Consider the following 16,540-nt stretch of genomic DNA (forward strand, 5'->3'; position numbering starts at 1 on the left):
TTGCTTATTATTTCTACTTTTGTTGCAAAAACGAACATATCGACTTGTTATCCATACAGTTTTTAGGTTGACAGCAAAAATTTTATTTGAATATTTTTTAAACACCAAAGTCAATTGGACTTAATTCTTAAATAAAGTCCTTTTAGTTCATTGACTTAATAATTTGTTACACTAAAATGATCAATGTTTCATCCATTTTTAACAAAACTGGTAACTATCATGAAAAAACTCGGTTTAGCCACTGCATTATTATTAGCCATGACCGGTGCTCAAGCGTACCAATTCGAAGTTCAAGGTCAATCTGAATACATCGACAATACAGTAAATGATAAGAATTTCACTGGTGCTGTTCAAGGTACTTACTACTTCAAAAATGTTGATGCGACTAAAGGTCCATTGGCTGAAGCTGCGTTCTTAAACCAAGCGTCTAACTTCTCTTTAGCATACAACTATGGTGAATACGATGTAGATGCTGACGAAGCAGATTTCGTATCTCATGTTTATGGTGCTAAAGCTGAAGCGTATATTCCAACTCAATTGGTTCCTGTTTATGCAAGTGCAGCATATAGCCACACCATCACAGATGGTAAAGGCGGTCAAGATAATGACAATGGCGACCGTTATGCCTTAGAACTTGGTGCAGTAGTAGCGCCTAACTTCTTAGTTGCTGTAGGTTATACAAGCGTTGCAGACCAAACTTCTTATGATGCTTTCAACATCCTTTCTAATGGTGTTGCTAAAGCAGCACTTGAGTCAGGCACAATCAATCAAGATCAAGATGCAATCACTGCACGTACAAAATACGTAGGTGCAATTGACGGCACCAATATGGCTGTTGGTTTTGAAGCAGGTCTAGTTTACGGTGAAAGCACTGCTTATAACTTAAAAACTGATCTTTATTTAACACCAGCACTTAGCGTTGGTGCGTCATACATGGAGTCAAGCTACAACGATTCTCCAAATAAAGCTTGGGGCGCGAACGTAAACTACTTCATCACTCCTGCGGTTTCAGTAGGTGCAAGCTATGTAAATGCAAACTTCGAAGCAGCTAAAGCAGCAGAAGAAGACGCTGATGTACTTGACACTCAAACTGTTGGTGTAAACGCTAAATTCCGTTTCTAATTTCACATTAGATACCGAAGTTAAAAAAGACGCTCATCTGAGCGTCTTTTTTTATGCCTGAAATATGTCATGAAAAATTTGCACGCTGTTTTACTCAGCCGAATCATCATGGTGATGATGTGGTAAGTGGCGAATGTACTGCAATGCGATTAAACGTGACACGATCAATGCCAAATACATCACGCCACAGAACATTTGCAACATGGCAATCACCCGTGCTTCTGGGCTGATCGGTATAAGATCAGATAAGCCTGTCGCAGACTGCAAACTAAAACTTAAAAATAGTAAATCTAGCCAACTTTGCAAACCTACAGCATTTGGGTTCTGAAAACTTTGCGGAATCAGAATCTGGCAAATGCTATATAAAAAGGCAAAACCCCAAGCGATTAAGGTAAACACCGCTGCAGCAGCAAACAGCTCATCTTTAGTTAAATAACGATCATGGAACATATAACGCAATAAGCCATAGGCTGCACTAAAATAGGCTGCAGCTTCACAAGCATGACTCATCACCAGAATAAGAGGATGCCGCACACCTAGTAAAATAAAGAATGAAAAGAATAAAGCCACATACACAAAACTTAGACCCAAAACACTCAACATTGGCGTTTGTCGAATCACTTTAGCAATGAGCAGCAACACCAATACCCCCACCATCCAAGTGATGACTTTGTAGGGCATGTTGTGATGTGAAAAGAGTGAAAGTAGCAAAATCACAAACTGCAAAAACAACAGCCATGCCGAAGGCAAGACCTGAAACCTTTTCCAGACATTGTCTAATATGTACATATATCTGCTACCTATTCTTTTTATATTGCATCCAACATAGCAGCTTATTTAGTCATGTAATGCAATCACTCTGTATCAAAATTGCATATCTCAATAACCGTATCCATAAATGCTCACCAGCATGCTTGCTCAAGCCAACATACAGGCATAAAAAAAGTCCCATTGCTGGGACTTTTTTGAGGTGTTTCAGACCTTAGTGGTCAGATGCACCAGAGATACCAATACCAGTTTGTGAGCGTACGAACTGTGCATCGAATGCTTTACGTTCAGCTTGTGCTTGCGCAGAGTTGTCAGTGATAGAGAACAACCAGCAGCAGAAGAATGAAAGTGGCATTGCAAAGATCGCAGGACCGTTAAATGGGTTGATTGGTGTGTCAGAAATTTGAAGCGTATCTACCCAAACTGCTTTAGACAATACAATCAAGGTTACTGCTGAAGCTAAGCCTGCTACACCACCAATCACCGCACCGCGAGTCGTTAAGCCTCTCCAGAACATAGACAATACAAGTACTGGGAAGTTTGCACATGCCGCTACAGAGAACGCCAAACCAACCATGAACGCAACGTTTTGTTTCTCGAAAAGAATACCCAAGATCATTGCGAAGATTGCTAAACCTAAAGTCGCAATTTTAGACATGCGAAGTTCTGATTCAGGTGTCGTTTGACCTTTCTTGAATACGTTAGCATACAAGTCGTGTGAGATTGCTGAAGCACCAGACAATGTCAAACCAGCAACTACCGCAAGAATTGTTGCGAATGCTACTGCTGAAATGAAGCCCATGAACAAGTCACCGCCAACCGCATCAGACAAGTGCACCGCAGCCATGTTGTTACCACCAACAAGTTCTAACTTGCCAGTTACTGCCATTTTCGCAACATCAAGGAATTGTGGGTTGTTTGATACGTAAAGGATCGCACCAAAACCAATGATGAAGGTTAATAGGTAGAAGTAACCAATGAAACCTGTTGCAACCACTACTGATTTACGTGCTTCTTTCGCGTCTTTTACTGTGAAGAAACGCATCAAGATGTGTGGTAAACCTGCAGTACCGAACATTAACGCAAGACCAAGTGAAATCGCATCAATTGGGTTAGACGCTAATTTACCAGGACCCATAATGTTTGCAGCATCTGCCAAGCTCAAGTCATGTACTTTAGCGAAGACTTGGATCGATTGCTCAAACATGTTAGTGAAGCTGAAGCCCACACCTTTCATTACCATGAAGGCCATGAAAGTTGCACCTGAAAGTAACATCACCGCTTTGATGATCTGTACCCAAGTTGTTGCCAACATACCACCAAACATTACGTAAGCCATCATGAGTAGACCCACGATTACTACTGCAAGGTTGTAGTTCAAACCAAAGAGAAGTTTGATTAACTGACCCGCACCTACCATTTGTGCAATCAGGTAGAATGCAACTACGACAAGCGAACTGAATGCTGCAAGGGTACGTACTGGCTTTTCAGCTAAACGGAACGATACAACGTCAGATAGGTTATATTTACCTAAGTTACGTAAACGCTCAGCAATCAAGAACAATACGATTGGCCAACCGACCATGAAGCCAAGTGAATACAGCAAGCCGTCAAAGCCTGACATAAACACCATTGCGGAAATACCCAGGAACGACGCTGCTGACATATAGTCACCTGCAATCGCGAGACCATTTTGGAAACCTGAAATACCACCACCTGCGGTATAGAAGTCCTTAGTGCTTGTGGTTTGCTTCGCTGCCCATTTAGTAATGAACAAAGTTGCGCCCACGAAAATCAAGAACATAATAATTGCAGGCCAGTTGGTTGGCTGCTGTTCTGCTGCACCTAAATCTGGTCCTGCAAATGCCATACCTGACATTAATACAGTAGACGCAGCCAGTGCTTTCAATGAATTCCATTTCATCTTAGTGCGTTCCTTTCTCATGTGTAATTGCTTCAACTTCACGCATCGCTTCTTCGTTCAATTGGTCAAGTTTGCCATTCGCAATTGATGAATAAACAGCACACAAAATGAAAGATAAAACGATAATGCTCAGACCTAATGGAATACCCCAAGTCGTCACACCGCCAGAAATTGAACTCAATAAGAATTCTTTGTTATAGCCCACTAAAAGCATGAAACCTACGTACACAAACAACATGATTGCTGTTAATGTCCAACTTAGGTTACTTTTTCTGCGAACCATTTCTTTGAATTTTGGGTTTTGTAGAATGCGTTCTACTTGTACCTCATCCATAACCTGCTCCTTCAAGCGCCCTGCCTTAGGCGCAAATTTTTAATTCGAATTATTTCGAACTTAAAATTAACAATGTTGGAGCCGATTTGCAATTTAGACTTTGGTCGCTAAAAAAATGATCAACCTCAGCGCAAAGGCAATGGAATAGGCTATCATAGCCCTATTGTCGATACTTTTAAGGCATCATGAACAGCTGGCTCATTATGGGGGTTTTAGCCCTCTATATCGCATTACTTTTTATCTGTGCTTTCTATGGGGAAAAACACGCCAGTCGTTTAAGCACGCGTGGGCGCATGCTCATGTTCAGCTTAACTTTAGGGGTGTACTGTTCATCATGGACTTTTTATGGTGCAACGGGCGCAGCCGTTCGTGAAGGGATCATTTTTTTACCCATTTATTTAGGGCCATTGCTGTTTGTCGCTGTTGGTTATGATATTTGGCGACGTTTGGGTCGAGTGCGACAACACCACGCCATTTCATCGATTGCTGACTTTGTTGCTGCACGTTACGGTAAAAGCGGGCCATTGGCATCACTGGTCACAATTTTGGCGGTGATTGCAATTATCCCGTATTTGGCTTTGCAATTACGCGCAATTGCGCTGAGTGCCGCAGTGATTTTGGATCAAAGCACCAATGTTGAAAGTACCACCAATGCGGTGTTATTCCTGACAGGTTTATTGGCTATTTTGGCGATGCTGTTTGGTACTCGACAAATTGCCAATACCGAACAACACGGCGGCTTAATGCTTGCGGTTGCCTTTGAGTCCTTTGTCAAACTATTTGCCTTGCTGGCTGTGGCCTTCTTCTTTGTATTTGAAGCGCCTGACAATATTCATCAAATTGCCAATGATGTTTCAATTACCTTCCATGAAGTACAGCTGTTTGGTGTGCCTGAAACCTTTTGGGTGCAAACCTTATTGGCGGCATTAGCGATTATTTGTTTGCCGCGTCAGTTTCACGTTGCTGTGGTCGAACTGCGCGATGAAAAACATATTCGGGGTGCGCGTCGCTGGTTTGCCGTTTATCTGATTTTAACCACCATCGCGATTGTTCCAATTGCCAGTTGGGCCTTGCACGCAGCTCCGCAATATTTAGCCATCCCAGATGTAGCGGTTTTGTCTTTGCCACTCAGTTATAACCAAGACTGGTTGACGCTGTTGGCGTTCTTGGGAGGATTCTCCGCCTCAACAGGCATGCTATTGGTATCTTCAGTAGCACTGTCGATCATGCTGAGTAATGACCTGATCATGCCTGCCTTGTGGCGCATGGGCATTTTCTCACGCCATGACAAGCGCTTGCCTTTGGTACTGAAATTCACCCGACGCATTTGTATTTTAGCGGTGATGCTGCTCGGCTTCCTGTTCTTCAACTTCTTTAACGATATTGATCAACTTTCTGTGTTTGGCTTGTTGGCCTTTAGTGCAGTGGCACAGTTCTCCCCTGCCCTGATTGGGGGGTTATATTGGCGTGGTGGCAGTAAACAGGGCGTTTATGCAGGCTTAATTGTTGGATTTGCGATGTGGGCCTATACCCTGCTACTTCCGACTATTTTACGCAGCCTGCCAAGTCAGTTCAGCGAGTTTACCCGTGAATTTTTATTGCTGGGACCTTTAGGCATCAACTGGTTACGCCCTGAAGCCTTGCTTGGCTTTGAATCTTTTGCCCCGCTCACACATGGGGTGGTTTGGGCGCTCGGTTTAAATATTTTGTTATATGTTTGGGTGTCACGTATTTTCCGCCCAAGTGTGGCAGAACAGATTCAGGCCGAAAGTTTCTTTTATTATGAAACCAAGCCTTTGCCAACTCAGAACATGAGCAACGAGGTCAGCTATTCACATCAGGATGTAGCGCGTTTAAAAGTAGGCGATTTAATCACACTGGCAAAACGCATTACAGGCGAATCTCCAACCCGACAAGCCTTTGAGCAGTTTAGTCAGCAAAATAATGTGGTGCTGAATGAAAATGCCAATGCCAACGGCATGTGGTGGCGTTTTACCGAACAATATTTGGCAGGCACCATTGGTGCAGCATCTGCGCGTACTTTGCTCACCACTGCCATGGTCAATAACGGACTCGCTTTAGGGCAAGTTGCGAATATTCTTGACCAAGCCTCACAATGGCAACGCTTTAACCAAAACCTAATCATGACCATGATTGACCACATGACCCAAGGCGTGAGTGTGGTAGATGAAAATATGTGTTTGGTAGCATGGAATAATCAATATCTCAAACTATTTGATTATCCTAAAGATATTGTCTATGTCGGGTGCCCAATTGCCGATTTGATTCGCTATAACGCAGAACGTGGTGAATGTGGTCCGGGCTCAATTGAAGAACACGTGCGTAAACGTATTCACTGGATGAAAATGGGCAGTGCACACGAGTTTGAACGCATCCGTAAAGATGGTCGTGTAATTCAAATGCGTGGTAATCCAATTGAAGGCGGTGGTTTCGTGACCACCTTTGCCGATATTACCGCTTTCCGTGAAAACGAAGCCGTACTTGAAGCACGGGTACAAGATCGCACACAACAATTGGCCGATGCTTTGGCAGAACAGCAATTGGCACGTGAACAAGCCGACAAAGCCAATATGTCCAAAAGCCGCTTTATTGCCGCTGCCAGTCATGACTTATTACAGCCAATGCATGCAGCGCGCTTATTCAGTACGGCTTTAGAGCAAAGTATTCAGTCCGATGAAGACCGTAAAACCCTGCAACAACTGGATCGTGCCCTGCATGGTGCAGAAAGTATGCTCTCGGCCTTGTTGGATATTGCCCGTTTGGAAGGCGGTACGATTCAGCCGAAACGTCAGGCTTATCCACTGCATGACTTACTCAGCGATTTAAGCCTGCAATTTAAATCCATTGCGGCACAACGTGGCATTGAATTCCGTGTGCATGACGTACAGTTCTGGATTGATACCGACCCACAATGGATTCGTCGTATTATTCAAAACTTTGTCAGCAATGCGCTGCGCTATACCGCCAAAGGGCGTGTAGTCGTGGGCGTATTGCGTTCCGCAGAACATCCACAACATATTCGAATTGGGGTGTGGGATACCGGTCCGGGTATTGCCGAAGAACAGCGTATTAAACTGTTTCAGGAGTTTGAGCGTTGCGGACATACGTCGCCTTGGGGTGAGCAAGGTCTAGGTCTTGGGTTAGCGATTGTGCAGCGTATGACCAGTTTGCTGAACTACCCTGTGCATGTCTATTCGGAATTGGGCAAAGGCTCGTGCTTTATGATTGAAGTGCCGATTGTCGAAGCTCCAAAAGTAGTGGCTGCACCTGTGCAAGTGGTGCCGTTGAAAACCAAAGCCTATAAAATTTTGTGTTTAGACAATGATGAAACCATTTTGGAAGGCATGGCGACCCTGCTGAGTAAATGGGGCTATCACGTATTTAAAGCCACCGAACCTGAACAAGCAATTGAGTTGATTCAACGTGAGCACATTCAAGTTTGGTTGGTCGATCAGCACTTAAATGACGATAAAATCGGTTTAGATTTTATTCTGGAACATCGTCAAGCCGATGTACCTGTGGCGTTAATTACAGCAGACTCCGACCCAGAATTGCCACAGCGCTTAAAAGAGCTGAATATTGTATTGCTGAAAAAACCGTTAAAACCAGCATCGCTGCGTTCTTGGTTATCTGGACTGAAAATTTCAGGCAGCTGATAGCAATAAAACTTTGTCTGTCCCGCTTTAAACTGTGCTTGATTCAAGCCATGTTTAAAGTGCAAGGCAGGCAAAGCTATTCAATATCCGTCTTGTGGCGGCTTGAAGCTGTTTTACCAACTGCAACCCTAGACCACTCAAAAAATAACAGATTGCCTGTAAAGTGTCACAGCCATTGGCCTGATGCACAACACCCATTGACCAAAGTTTTCAAAAATGTCGCGTTTTGAGTGCCTGCCCTTCACATTAAATACCATCACCTCACTGGCTATGGCAAAGTCTGACAAGATCGTAAGCAAATACACCCAAACTTGCTTACAATTTCTTTAATTGCCGAGTTTGTAAAGGCTTTTCTGAGCACATTGCAATACATTAGACTTTAGTCTTATACATCTATTGACTATCTGCGCGCATAACTAAGTACAAGAAATGATCAGCGCATTCATCTTCAAGCCACATCCAAACAAATTTCCTGCCCTATTAAGCGTTGATCGACCTGTTTTCACGTTTTAGGAAGAATCTCATGAATACCGTGAACCATGAACAGCAGCTCGCAGAACAAACACAGCAGCTACAGCGTCAATATGGCGTAAATGCGCTATTGCCCGAAATTCACTGGGATCGTCTGTTTCAAAACAGCAAACTCAAAGCTCCTCATCTACAAGCGCTGAATACCCTGTATCAAACCGCAGTACCCTTAGCCCTACAAGTCTTTGAAGAACTCAATTTTGATGTGTTTCGCCCTGCGGCGTATCAACCACAAGGTTTAGGTCTGTTCAACAAACTTTCAGCACAGGAGGAGCAATTACTGGATGTTTTGGAACAAGAAGCGCAAGGCTTAGATCAAAGCACCCGCCAGCATATTTGGAGTATGTTATTACGTGGTGGTGCGGTACTGGTCTTTAAAGCATGGTTAGGCAAAGTCAAAACAGATGAGGCACAACTCGATACAGCTCAATTTGATGAATTGTCCGATTTGCTGTTCATTAAAACCTCACCTTTTGAGCTGGCAGAACGCTTAAAAGTCGATGCGCATGCACCCACTGAACATATTTTTCTACTGTATGGCAATGACGTGTATTTAGACCGTTTTAACAGTCTTGAAACGGCAGCCTTATTTGTCGATTTAGGCGTGTACGATGCTGCGTTTATAAGCCTGAGAGATGACCACGTTGCAAAATACCTGATTGGACAAGGCTATGTCAGTGAGCAGCAAATTGATGAATTGCAATGTGCCTTAAATCCTTTGAATTGTGCCGATTTAAATCCAAAACAGAACTATATTGCTTAGTGTGAGTTGAAGACTTAAATTCCAAGTAATCACATCGCAAACCCCATCCTATTCCAAATAAAACAAGGCGTGCAATAGCACGCCTTGTGGCTTATTTCATTAACAATACACGAATGAATTTTGCTTAAAACGTCACACGTTTATAATCACGATATTCAGGCTTCCAGAAATTAGCCTCAATTGCCTCTCGTAATGCCTCATCACTCATGACAGCTGCAACGCCTGCATCCATTGCTGCTTTTGCGACTCTAAATGCAATAAATTTAGACACCTGCTGAATTTCATTTAAATCAGGCAATAAATCTGCATTTGGATCCTGCAACAATGGTGAGCAGTCCGCCAGCGCATTACTGGATGCAATTAACATACTGTCTGTCACACGTGTTGCCCCTGCAGCGATTACCCCTAAGCCAATACCTGGGAAAATATACGAGTTATTGCATTGGGAAATATTATAAAGTTTGCCCTGATAGTTCACTGGCTCAAATGGGCTACCTGTTGCAATTAAGGCCTTGCCTTCAGTCCACTCCAAAATATCGGCAGGAAATGCTTCAACTTGTGAGGTTGGGTTTGACAATGGCAACACAATTGGACGCTCGCAATTGGCAGCCAAGGTTTTAATCACCTCTTCAGTAAATAAACCCGGTTGCCCAGACACTCCAATGAGTACGGTAGGTTTGGCATGCTGAATCACATCCAACAATGAAATAATGCCTTCGGCATTGCCCCAACCTGTGACACGTTCCGTGCTTTGTGCCAGTTTGCTTTGGAAGTCGAGCAAGTTCGGCTGATTATCGGTAAACAAGCCAAAACGATCCACCATATACACACGAGCACGTGCTTCAGCATCGCTTAAGCCTTCCACCACCATTTGCGCCACAATTTGCTCGGCAATACCACATCCTGCAGAACCCGCGCCCAAAAAGGCAATGGTTTGATCTTTCAGCTGCTTGCCTGCCGCACGTGATGCAGCAATTAAACTGCCCACAGATACAGCAGCAGTGCCCTGAATATCATCATTAAAACAGCAAATCTGATCACGATATTTATTCAGCAAGGGCATGGCATTTTTCTGAGCAAAATCTTCAAACTGAATCAATGCCTTTGGCCAACGGCGTTTCACCGCATCAATCACCTGATCGACAAATTGATAGTATTCCTCACCACTAATACGTGGCTGATTCCAGCCCATATAGATCGGATCATTCAGTAATTGTGGGTTATTGGTGCCTACATCTAAGGTAATGGGTAAGGTATAGGCAGGACTAATACCGCCACATGCTGTATATAAAGACAGTTTTCCAATTGGAATACCCATGCCGCCAATGCCCTGATCACCCAAGCCTAAAATACGCTCACCATCGGTAATCACAATCACTTTGACATTCTTTTTATTGATGTTTTGTACAATATCATCAATATGGGCACGGTCTGGATAGGAAATAAAAATACCCCGATGACGGCGGTAAATATCGGAAAAACGCTGACATGCCTCGCCTACAGTTGGGGTGTAAATAATTGGCATCATCTCACTCAAATGTTGCTCAATTAAGTGATAAAACAGGGTTTCATTGGTGTCTTGAATGTTGCGTAAATAAATATGTTTGTTAATCGCATCACTAAAAGCACAATATTGCTGATAAGAACGCTGAGTTTGTTCTTCAATATTTTCAATTACATGCGGAATTAAACCATGCAGGTTAAAACGCGTACGTTCTTCTTCAGAAAATGCAGAACCTTTGTTTAATAAAGGTAGTTCTAAAAGGCCGTTGCCAGCATAGGGAATATATAAAGGACGTTTTTGCTGCAGATTTGCGGTTGTCATTGTTCATCTCATTCTAATCAGTTGCGAATGGCGCATGGATTGAGATACGCCATCAGACATCTGACTAGCTTAGCCCCTTTTACAGTAAAGGGGGCATTTAGAAGTTTGATAGCCAAATCTGAATGATTTTTATTTCTGATAACCGTATATTTTTGAGTGCTACGCTCTTTGAATAAACCTAAACAGAGAACAGATCACGATTATTTCGGTGGCTGTAAAGGTGACATATCGACAATCAGGCTAGCGAATTTACGTACCATCGGCAAAACAAACAGCACCACTGGAAAAGCAAAGGCCCAAGAAATCATCCAGTTATTGAACCAGAGTGCAAAAAAACCATCAATCCAGCCTAAATTACGAATCATATTGATAAAGGAAATGATGCCACTCATCAAACACGATAAAAAGAAAGGAATCACCACGGTGGCCCATTTCATAGGTAACTTGGGTACATTGCCAAAAATCATTGCACGTTGTTTCATGCCATCGCCTTTTGCCTGACGTTATTGGCGGATACTATGCCATGAATTGCTTAGAGAAAGGATGATTTTTCAGGCAATGTATTGCTTTAGATCCACCCACCGCAAAATTCGATAAAGCATACAATTGCATTCCCCTAAAGCCCCTGAAATTTGCTATATTTAGCGTTTTTCTGCACATCTATTTTTCGACTCAATATGAATACGGCAATACAAGCAGCGCTCGAGCATGCAGTGCAATCCCTTCAAGCTGAAGGTGTACTCCCATCTGACTGGAACAATACGAGTAATTTAACCCGTACCAAAGACCGCAGCCACGGCGATTTCGCATCGAATATTGCCATGATTGCCTCTAAAGCTGCGGGTATGAAGCCACGCGATTTAGCCGAAAAAATTCTTGCTGCTCTGCCTGAAGTTGCAGACATCAGCAAAGCAGAGATTGCAGGCCCTGGTTTTATTAACTTCTTTTTAAATGCCGACCAGCGTTTTAGTGTTTTAGATCAAATTCAAGCACAAAAACAACAATTTGGACGCAGCCAAATCAATGCAGAAAAACGCATTCAGGTCGAGTTCGTTTCTGCTAACCCAACCTCAAGCCTACACGTGGGTCATGGTCGTGGTGCTGCTTATGGTATGACAGTTGCCAATTTACTTGAAGCCACAGGTGCTAAAGTTGACCGTGAATACTATGTCAATGATGCTGGCCGTCAAATGGATATTTTGGCGACTTCAACTTACTTGCGTTATTTGGAACTGGCAGGTCAAACGCTGGTGTTCCCCAAAAATGCGTATCAGGGTGACTACGTTAAAGACATCGCACAAAGCATTTTAAAACAGGATGGTGAACGCCATGTACGCCCTGTTGCAGATGTATATAACAATGTGCCTGAAGATGTGCAATATGCGGCAGAACTCGATGCCGATGGCAACAAAGTGGTCTTGTCGGGCGACAAAGAAAAACACATTGATGGTTTGATTTTCAATTCACAAACGCTCTTGGGTGATGATTATCGCGTGTTCCATCAGGCTGCGCTGAATGCTATTTTGGCCGACATTAAAGATGACTTGGGCGAGTTTGGTGTCACCTTTAACCAATGGTTTAGCGAAGCGTCATTGACTGAAAAAATTGATGAAGCTCTGCAAACACTAGATCAACGTGGTTATCTATACGAACAAGACGGCAATATCTGGTTTAAATCGACCGCATTTGGCGATGAAAAAGACCGTGTGGTGAAACGCCGCAATGGTCAAACCACTTACTTTGCTTCAGACATTGCTTATCACCTGAATAAATTACAACGTGGCTACACAGACCTAATTGATATTTGGGGTTCAGATCACCACGGTTATATTTCACGTGTGAAAGCGGCCATTGATGCACTAGGCTACGACTCGAAAAAATTAACGGTACTGTTAGTGCAGTTCGTGAGCTTATGGCGTGGTGGTGAAATGGTACAAATGTCATCCCGTTCAGGTCAGTACGTGACCTTGCGTGATTTGCGTAAAGAAGTCGGCAACGATGCTGCACGTTTCTATTACGTCATGCGCAAATCTGAACAGCACATTGACTTTGACCTAGATTTGGCCGTTTCACAAAGTAAAGACAATGCGGTCTACTATATTCAATATGCTCATGCACGTATTTGTCGTATGCTCGAAAAAGCTGCTGCTACGCAATTGAATTTTAATGCGACAACTGCACGTCAGTTTGCCGCTAAACTTGAGCTAGATGCTGAAACTGAAATTTTAGCCAAACTGGCTGCGTATCCTGAAATTTTAGTACGTGCTGCCAACAGCCACGAACCGCATCAGGTAGGTAACTATTTGAAAGAATTAGCAGCATTGTTCCACGGTTGGTACAATGAGCATAAAGTTCTGAATGATGATGCAGCCTTGACTCAAGCACGCTTATTGCTTTCAGTAAACGTACAACAAGTCTTGCGTAATGGTTTAGAATTATTAGGTGTCTCTGCACCAGAAACAATGTAAAAGCCAAATAAAAGCATAACAAGAGGAAGTCCACGTGTTTGGAAAAACGCAACGCGGTGTATCTGAACGACCGAATAAGCCCAAAAAACCACTAATTCCAACGTGGTTAGGCACACTCGTGGTGATTTTAATCGTGTTGTGTTTTGCTGTAGCCTTAATGCTATGGAAACCGTGGGCACCTGTACAGCCTAAAGGGCAAATCAATTCTGAGCATTATCAGGAAGATACCAACAAAGACTATCGTTTTTATGATTTGCTGCCACAGCAACAGGTTACCCCAATTCCTGAGCAAGCGGTGCCTGAAACACAGCAACAGAATACCGTAGTCATTGTTGAAGCGCCTGCTGCTGTAGAGGCGCCAGCGGCCAGCGAAGCCAATGTTGGTCTGACAGAAATGCCTGCCCCTGTGGTACAAGCCAGCTATATTCTACAAGTGCGTAGCTATACCGACCCAGATGCTGCAGATGCACGTCGTGCCGAAATTATTTTGAATGGTTTATCGGCAGATGTAGTGAAAAGTGTAGAAGGTGGTGAAACTTGGTATCGGGTGATTTCAGGCCCTTATGATTCAGCCGATGCTGCAGTGATTGCTCAGCAAACTTTGCAGCATAGTGGAATTGATTCAATTGTCGTGAAACGCTAAGCCTCATTGTTATCAATCGACCAAAATCAATTAAAAAAAGATGCCTCGGCATCTTTTTTTAGGTCTATAGAACGATGTACTCACAAAAATCATCGCTAGATTTGCATTAACTGCTGCTCACGTTCGCGTGCACGCTGAAATGCAGGACGCTGTTCCACGCGTGCCAAATAAGCCGCAATCTGTGGATAATGATGCCCGGTACGGCTTTGCAATGCTTGGAGCGGGAAACCCATTTGAATATCGGCAAAAGAAAAATCCCCTGCAAAATAATCATGTTTGCCCAAATAATCTTCTAAATAAGCAATATGATCTTTTAAACGAGGCTGAATAAACCCTGCTTTAACACCTGCAGTAATTTTTTGCGCCATTGGTCGAACTAACCATGGCACATGCTGCGGCACATTGGTCATCACCAATTGCATCACTAACAATGGCATTAGCGAGCCTTCGGCATAATGCATCCAGTATTGATATGCTTGCTGTGCTGAAGCCTGCTGCGGTTTAAACTGCCTTTGCGTATCATAATGCTGCAGCAAGTACTCCAAAATGACTGCAGATTCTGCAATGGTCTGCTCTGCATCCGTCAAAATTGGTGCTTTACCCAATGGGTGAATCAGCTTCAATTCATTGGGCGCACTTAAATTGGGCTGACGGTGGTAAAACTTGATTTCATAGTCCAAACCCAGCTCTTCGAGCGCCCACAAAATGCGGAAAGAGCGGGATTGATCAAGGTGGTGTAAAGTAATCATAAACGTCCTATTTTGTTTTTATTACATCTGTTTTAAGTGATTGTTATATCTTCTGTTTCACGCAACATTATAAAAAGGCATGTCCTGCATGCCTTTTTATAAGAGACGGATTCAACTCTAGGTTTAACCCAATTCAGTACGAATTTCCACACTGCGTAACAAGGTTTTCGTCACAGGTGTTTTTTGACAGATATTCAGTACTTTTTGCTGTAATTCTGCATCTAACGCTGCTTCAGTTTGCACACGGCGTTCAATCCACTCCTGCCCTTCCTGATTGGTAAAGAAGTCCGCCTCGACCTGAATTTTGCCAAAATCCAAACCCTTATGCTGTGCATACATACGCAAGGTAATCATGGTGCAAGCGACCAAACTGCTACATAACAGATCATAAGGTGCAGGACCTGCATCTTGACCACCTAACTTTTCAGGCTCATCTACCTTCCATTGGTGCTGACCACTTTGGATCTGACCTTGCCATGCCGTGTCTAAACTGCGTACCTGTGCTGTGCCAATCTTGGCCATAAGATGCTCCCTATAGATTGATATTCCATCATTTATTTTGATGCACGCATTTTTGCGGGGAAAGTCGGCGCTTCTAAACGTGGTCCATCGTAGTCTGGTATTGTGCCAAAACGAGGATCATGATTGACCCATTGCTCACGTGCAATGCTGAGTTCCTCTTGGGTACGACCGACGAGATTCCACCACAACAAAATTGGCGACTCAAAAGGTAAACCGCCCAATAGCAACAGACGCGCACCCGCATGTAAATCTAGCTGAATTTCGGTTAAGCCTGGTTCAAGCACCAGCATATTTTCATCGTTTAATTCATGCCCATGCACAGTGGCTGTGCCTTCCAGCATCATCAAACCATATTCAAATTTAGGATTCAGCGGCAAACGGGTTGTCGTGCTGGTTTCACTATAAATATCTACCCCTAGCAACTCACTATGTACTAATACTGGTGAAGTGGTATTTAAAAATTCACCAACTAAGATGGTAAATTCCACTCCATCTAGCAAAACCACAGGCAAGTCAGGGTAATGATCAAAACGTGGCGCCATATTGCGCTGATCATCAGGTAAAGCAATCCACAGTTGCGCTGTATGCATGTGTGTTTCGGTGTCGGGAGCAACTTCGGTATGTGAAATACCATAACCCGCGGTCATTAAATTAACCTGTTTGGGACGAATCAATTGCTTAGTACCCAAACTGTCGGTATGCATAATGCTGCCTTCAATCATCCAGGTGAATGTTTGCAAACCAATATGTGGATGCGGCCCGACATCTAAGCCTTCACCTTGTGGAAAATTAACAGGACCTGCGTGATCTAGAAAACACCATGCCCCAATCATGCGTTTATGCCGACTCGGTAAAGCACGTTTAATTAAAGTTCCCTGCCCAATTTCAGCACTACGCAGTGGAAATTCCTGTATAAATTGCTTGACGTACTTATCACAATCGTCTGAATTGGAAAGCTCGGTATAATTGCTGTTGCTCATCCTATACCTCTTATATTTCTGTAAATTCCTTGACTATTAAATATAGTAAATCACTAACGAAGAGCAAGATGAAATTTGTTGTTCTGATTTTTATGGTTCAAACTTGAACTACACCTTAAAATATATGGCATAATTTTGACCAAAATTTAAAAAAATAGAGAAAATACCCAAATTTAGGGAGGTTATTTTTTCTGCATTTTGCGCATAATCCTCACTATAAGTTGTCAATTTGAGTAA

13 protein-coding genes are annotated in these 16,540 nt (G+C 43.1%); 5 read left to right on the forward strand and 8 right to left on the reverse strand.

The genetic code is table 11. The features are described from left to right. Nucleotides 1-183: 183 nt before the first annotated feature. Nucleotides 184-1,122 (forward strand): porin Omp33-36, encoded by a 939-nt coding sequence (gene omp33-36, locus FTT74_RS07760; RefSeq protein WP_257221834.1) that lies wholly within the window; start codon nt 184-186, stop codon nt 1,120-1,122. Nucleotides 1,123-1,212: 90 nt separating this feature from the next. Here omp33-36 and FTT74_RS07765 read toward each other — a convergent pair whose 3' ends face one another. The 3 genes from FTT74_RS07765 to FTT74_RS07775 form a co-directional block, all read right to left on the reverse strand. After that, a complete protein-coding gene (locus tag FTT74_RS07765; protein WP_179988834.1) occupies nt 1,213-1,911 on the reverse strand; it encodes an ion channel in 699 nt (232 codons plus the stop codon). A gap of 193 nt (nt 1,912-2,104) precedes the next feature. Further along, nucleotides 2,105-3,814, reverse strand: coding sequence for a cation acetate symporter (locus FTT74_RS07770; RefSeq protein WP_167845676.1), 1,710 nt, complete (start codon nt 3,812-3,814; stop codon nt 2,105-2,107). A gap of 1 nt (nt 3,815) precedes the next feature. Then, on the reverse strand, nt 3,816-4,148 hold the full coding sequence (locus FTT74_RS07775) for a DUF485 domain-containing protein (RefSeq protein WP_167845675.1): 333 nt from the start codon (nt 4,146-4,148) through the stop codon (nt 3,816-3,818). 185 nt (nt 4,149-4,333) lie between these two features. Here FTT74_RS07775 and FTT74_RS07780 point away from each other — a divergent pair, with 185 nt between their 5' ends. Continuing rightward, a complete protein-coding gene (locus FTT74_RS07780; protein WP_179988835.1) occupies nt 4,334-7,825 on the forward strand; it encodes a PAS domain-containing hybrid sensor histidine kinase/response regulator in 3,492 nt (1,163 codons plus the stop codon). Nucleotides 7,826-8,348: 523 nt separating this feature from the next. Next, on the forward strand, nt 8,349-9,116 hold the full coding sequence (locus FTT74_RS07785) for a hypothetical protein (protein WP_096902222.1): 768 nt from the start codon (nt 8,349-8,351) through the stop codon (nt 9,114-9,116). Nucleotides 9,117-9,240: 124 nt separating this feature from the next. Here FTT74_RS07785 and FTT74_RS07790 read toward each other — a convergent pair whose 3' ends face one another. Both FTT74_RS07790 and FTT74_RS07795 read right to left on the reverse strand, forming a co-directional pair. Then, the gene (locus FTT74_RS07790) at nt 9,241-10,941 is read right to left on the reverse strand and encodes an NAD-dependent malic enzyme (RefSeq protein WP_179988836.1); all 1,701 of its coding nucleotides are present in this window, start codon (nt 10,939-10,941) and stop codon (nt 9,241-9,243) included. Nucleotides 10,942-11,141: 200 nt separating this feature from the next. After that, complete coding sequence (locus tag FTT74_RS07795) at nt 11,142-11,423, reverse strand: DUF2798 domain-containing protein (RefSeq protein WP_179988837.1); 282 nt, start codon at nt 11,421-11,423, stop codon at nt 11,142-11,144. 195 nt (nt 11,424-11,618) lie between these two features. Here FTT74_RS07795 and argS point away from each other — a divergent pair, with 195 nt between their 5' ends. Next, nucleotides 11,619-13,409: an arginine--tRNA ligase gene (gene argS, locus FTT74_RS07800; protein WP_004970220.1), complete on the forward strand. Its 1,791-nt coding sequence runs from the start codon at nt 11,619-11,621 to the stop codon at nt 13,407-13,409. A 34-nt stretch (nt 13,410-13,443) separates the two neighbouring features. Further along, nucleotides 13,444-14,052, forward strand: coding sequence for an SPOR domain-containing protein (locus FTT74_RS07805; RefSeq protein WP_004970222.1), 609 nt, complete (start codon nt 13,444-13,446; stop codon nt 14,050-14,052). 95 nt (nt 14,053-14,147) lie between these two features. Here FTT74_RS07805 and FTT74_RS07810 read toward each other — a convergent pair whose 3' ends face one another. The 3 genes from FTT74_RS07810 to FTT74_RS07820 all read right to left on the reverse strand — a co-directional run bounded on the left by FTT74_RS07810 (nt 14,148) and on the right by FTT74_RS07820 (nt 16,303). Further along, the gene (locus FTT74_RS07810; RefSeq protein ID WP_179988838.1) at nt 14,148-14,801 is read right to left on the reverse strand and encodes a glutathione S-transferase family protein; all 654 of its coding nucleotides are present in this window, start codon (nt 14,799-14,801) and stop codon (nt 14,148-14,150) included. 123 nt (nt 14,802-14,924) lie between these two features. Then, the gene (locus FTT74_RS07815) at nt 14,925-15,323 is read right to left on the reverse strand and encodes an OsmC family protein (RefSeq protein WP_004970227.1); all 399 of its coding nucleotides are present in this window, start codon (nt 15,321-15,323) and stop codon (nt 14,925-14,927) included. 32 nt (nt 15,324-15,355) lie between these two features. After that, nucleotides 15,356-16,303 (reverse strand): pirin family protein, encoded by a 948-nt coding sequence (locus FTT74_RS07820; RefSeq protein WP_004970229.1) that lies wholly within the window; start codon nt 16,301-16,303, stop codon nt 15,356-15,358. Nucleotides 16,304-16,540: the final 237 nt, after the last annotated feature.

The sequence above is a fragment of the Acinetobacter sp. YH01007 genome (genome assembly GCF_013420425.1).
Classification (GTDB): domain Bacteria; phylum Pseudomonadota; class Gammaproteobacteria; order Pseudomonadales; family Moraxellaceae; genus Acinetobacter; species Acinetobacter towneri.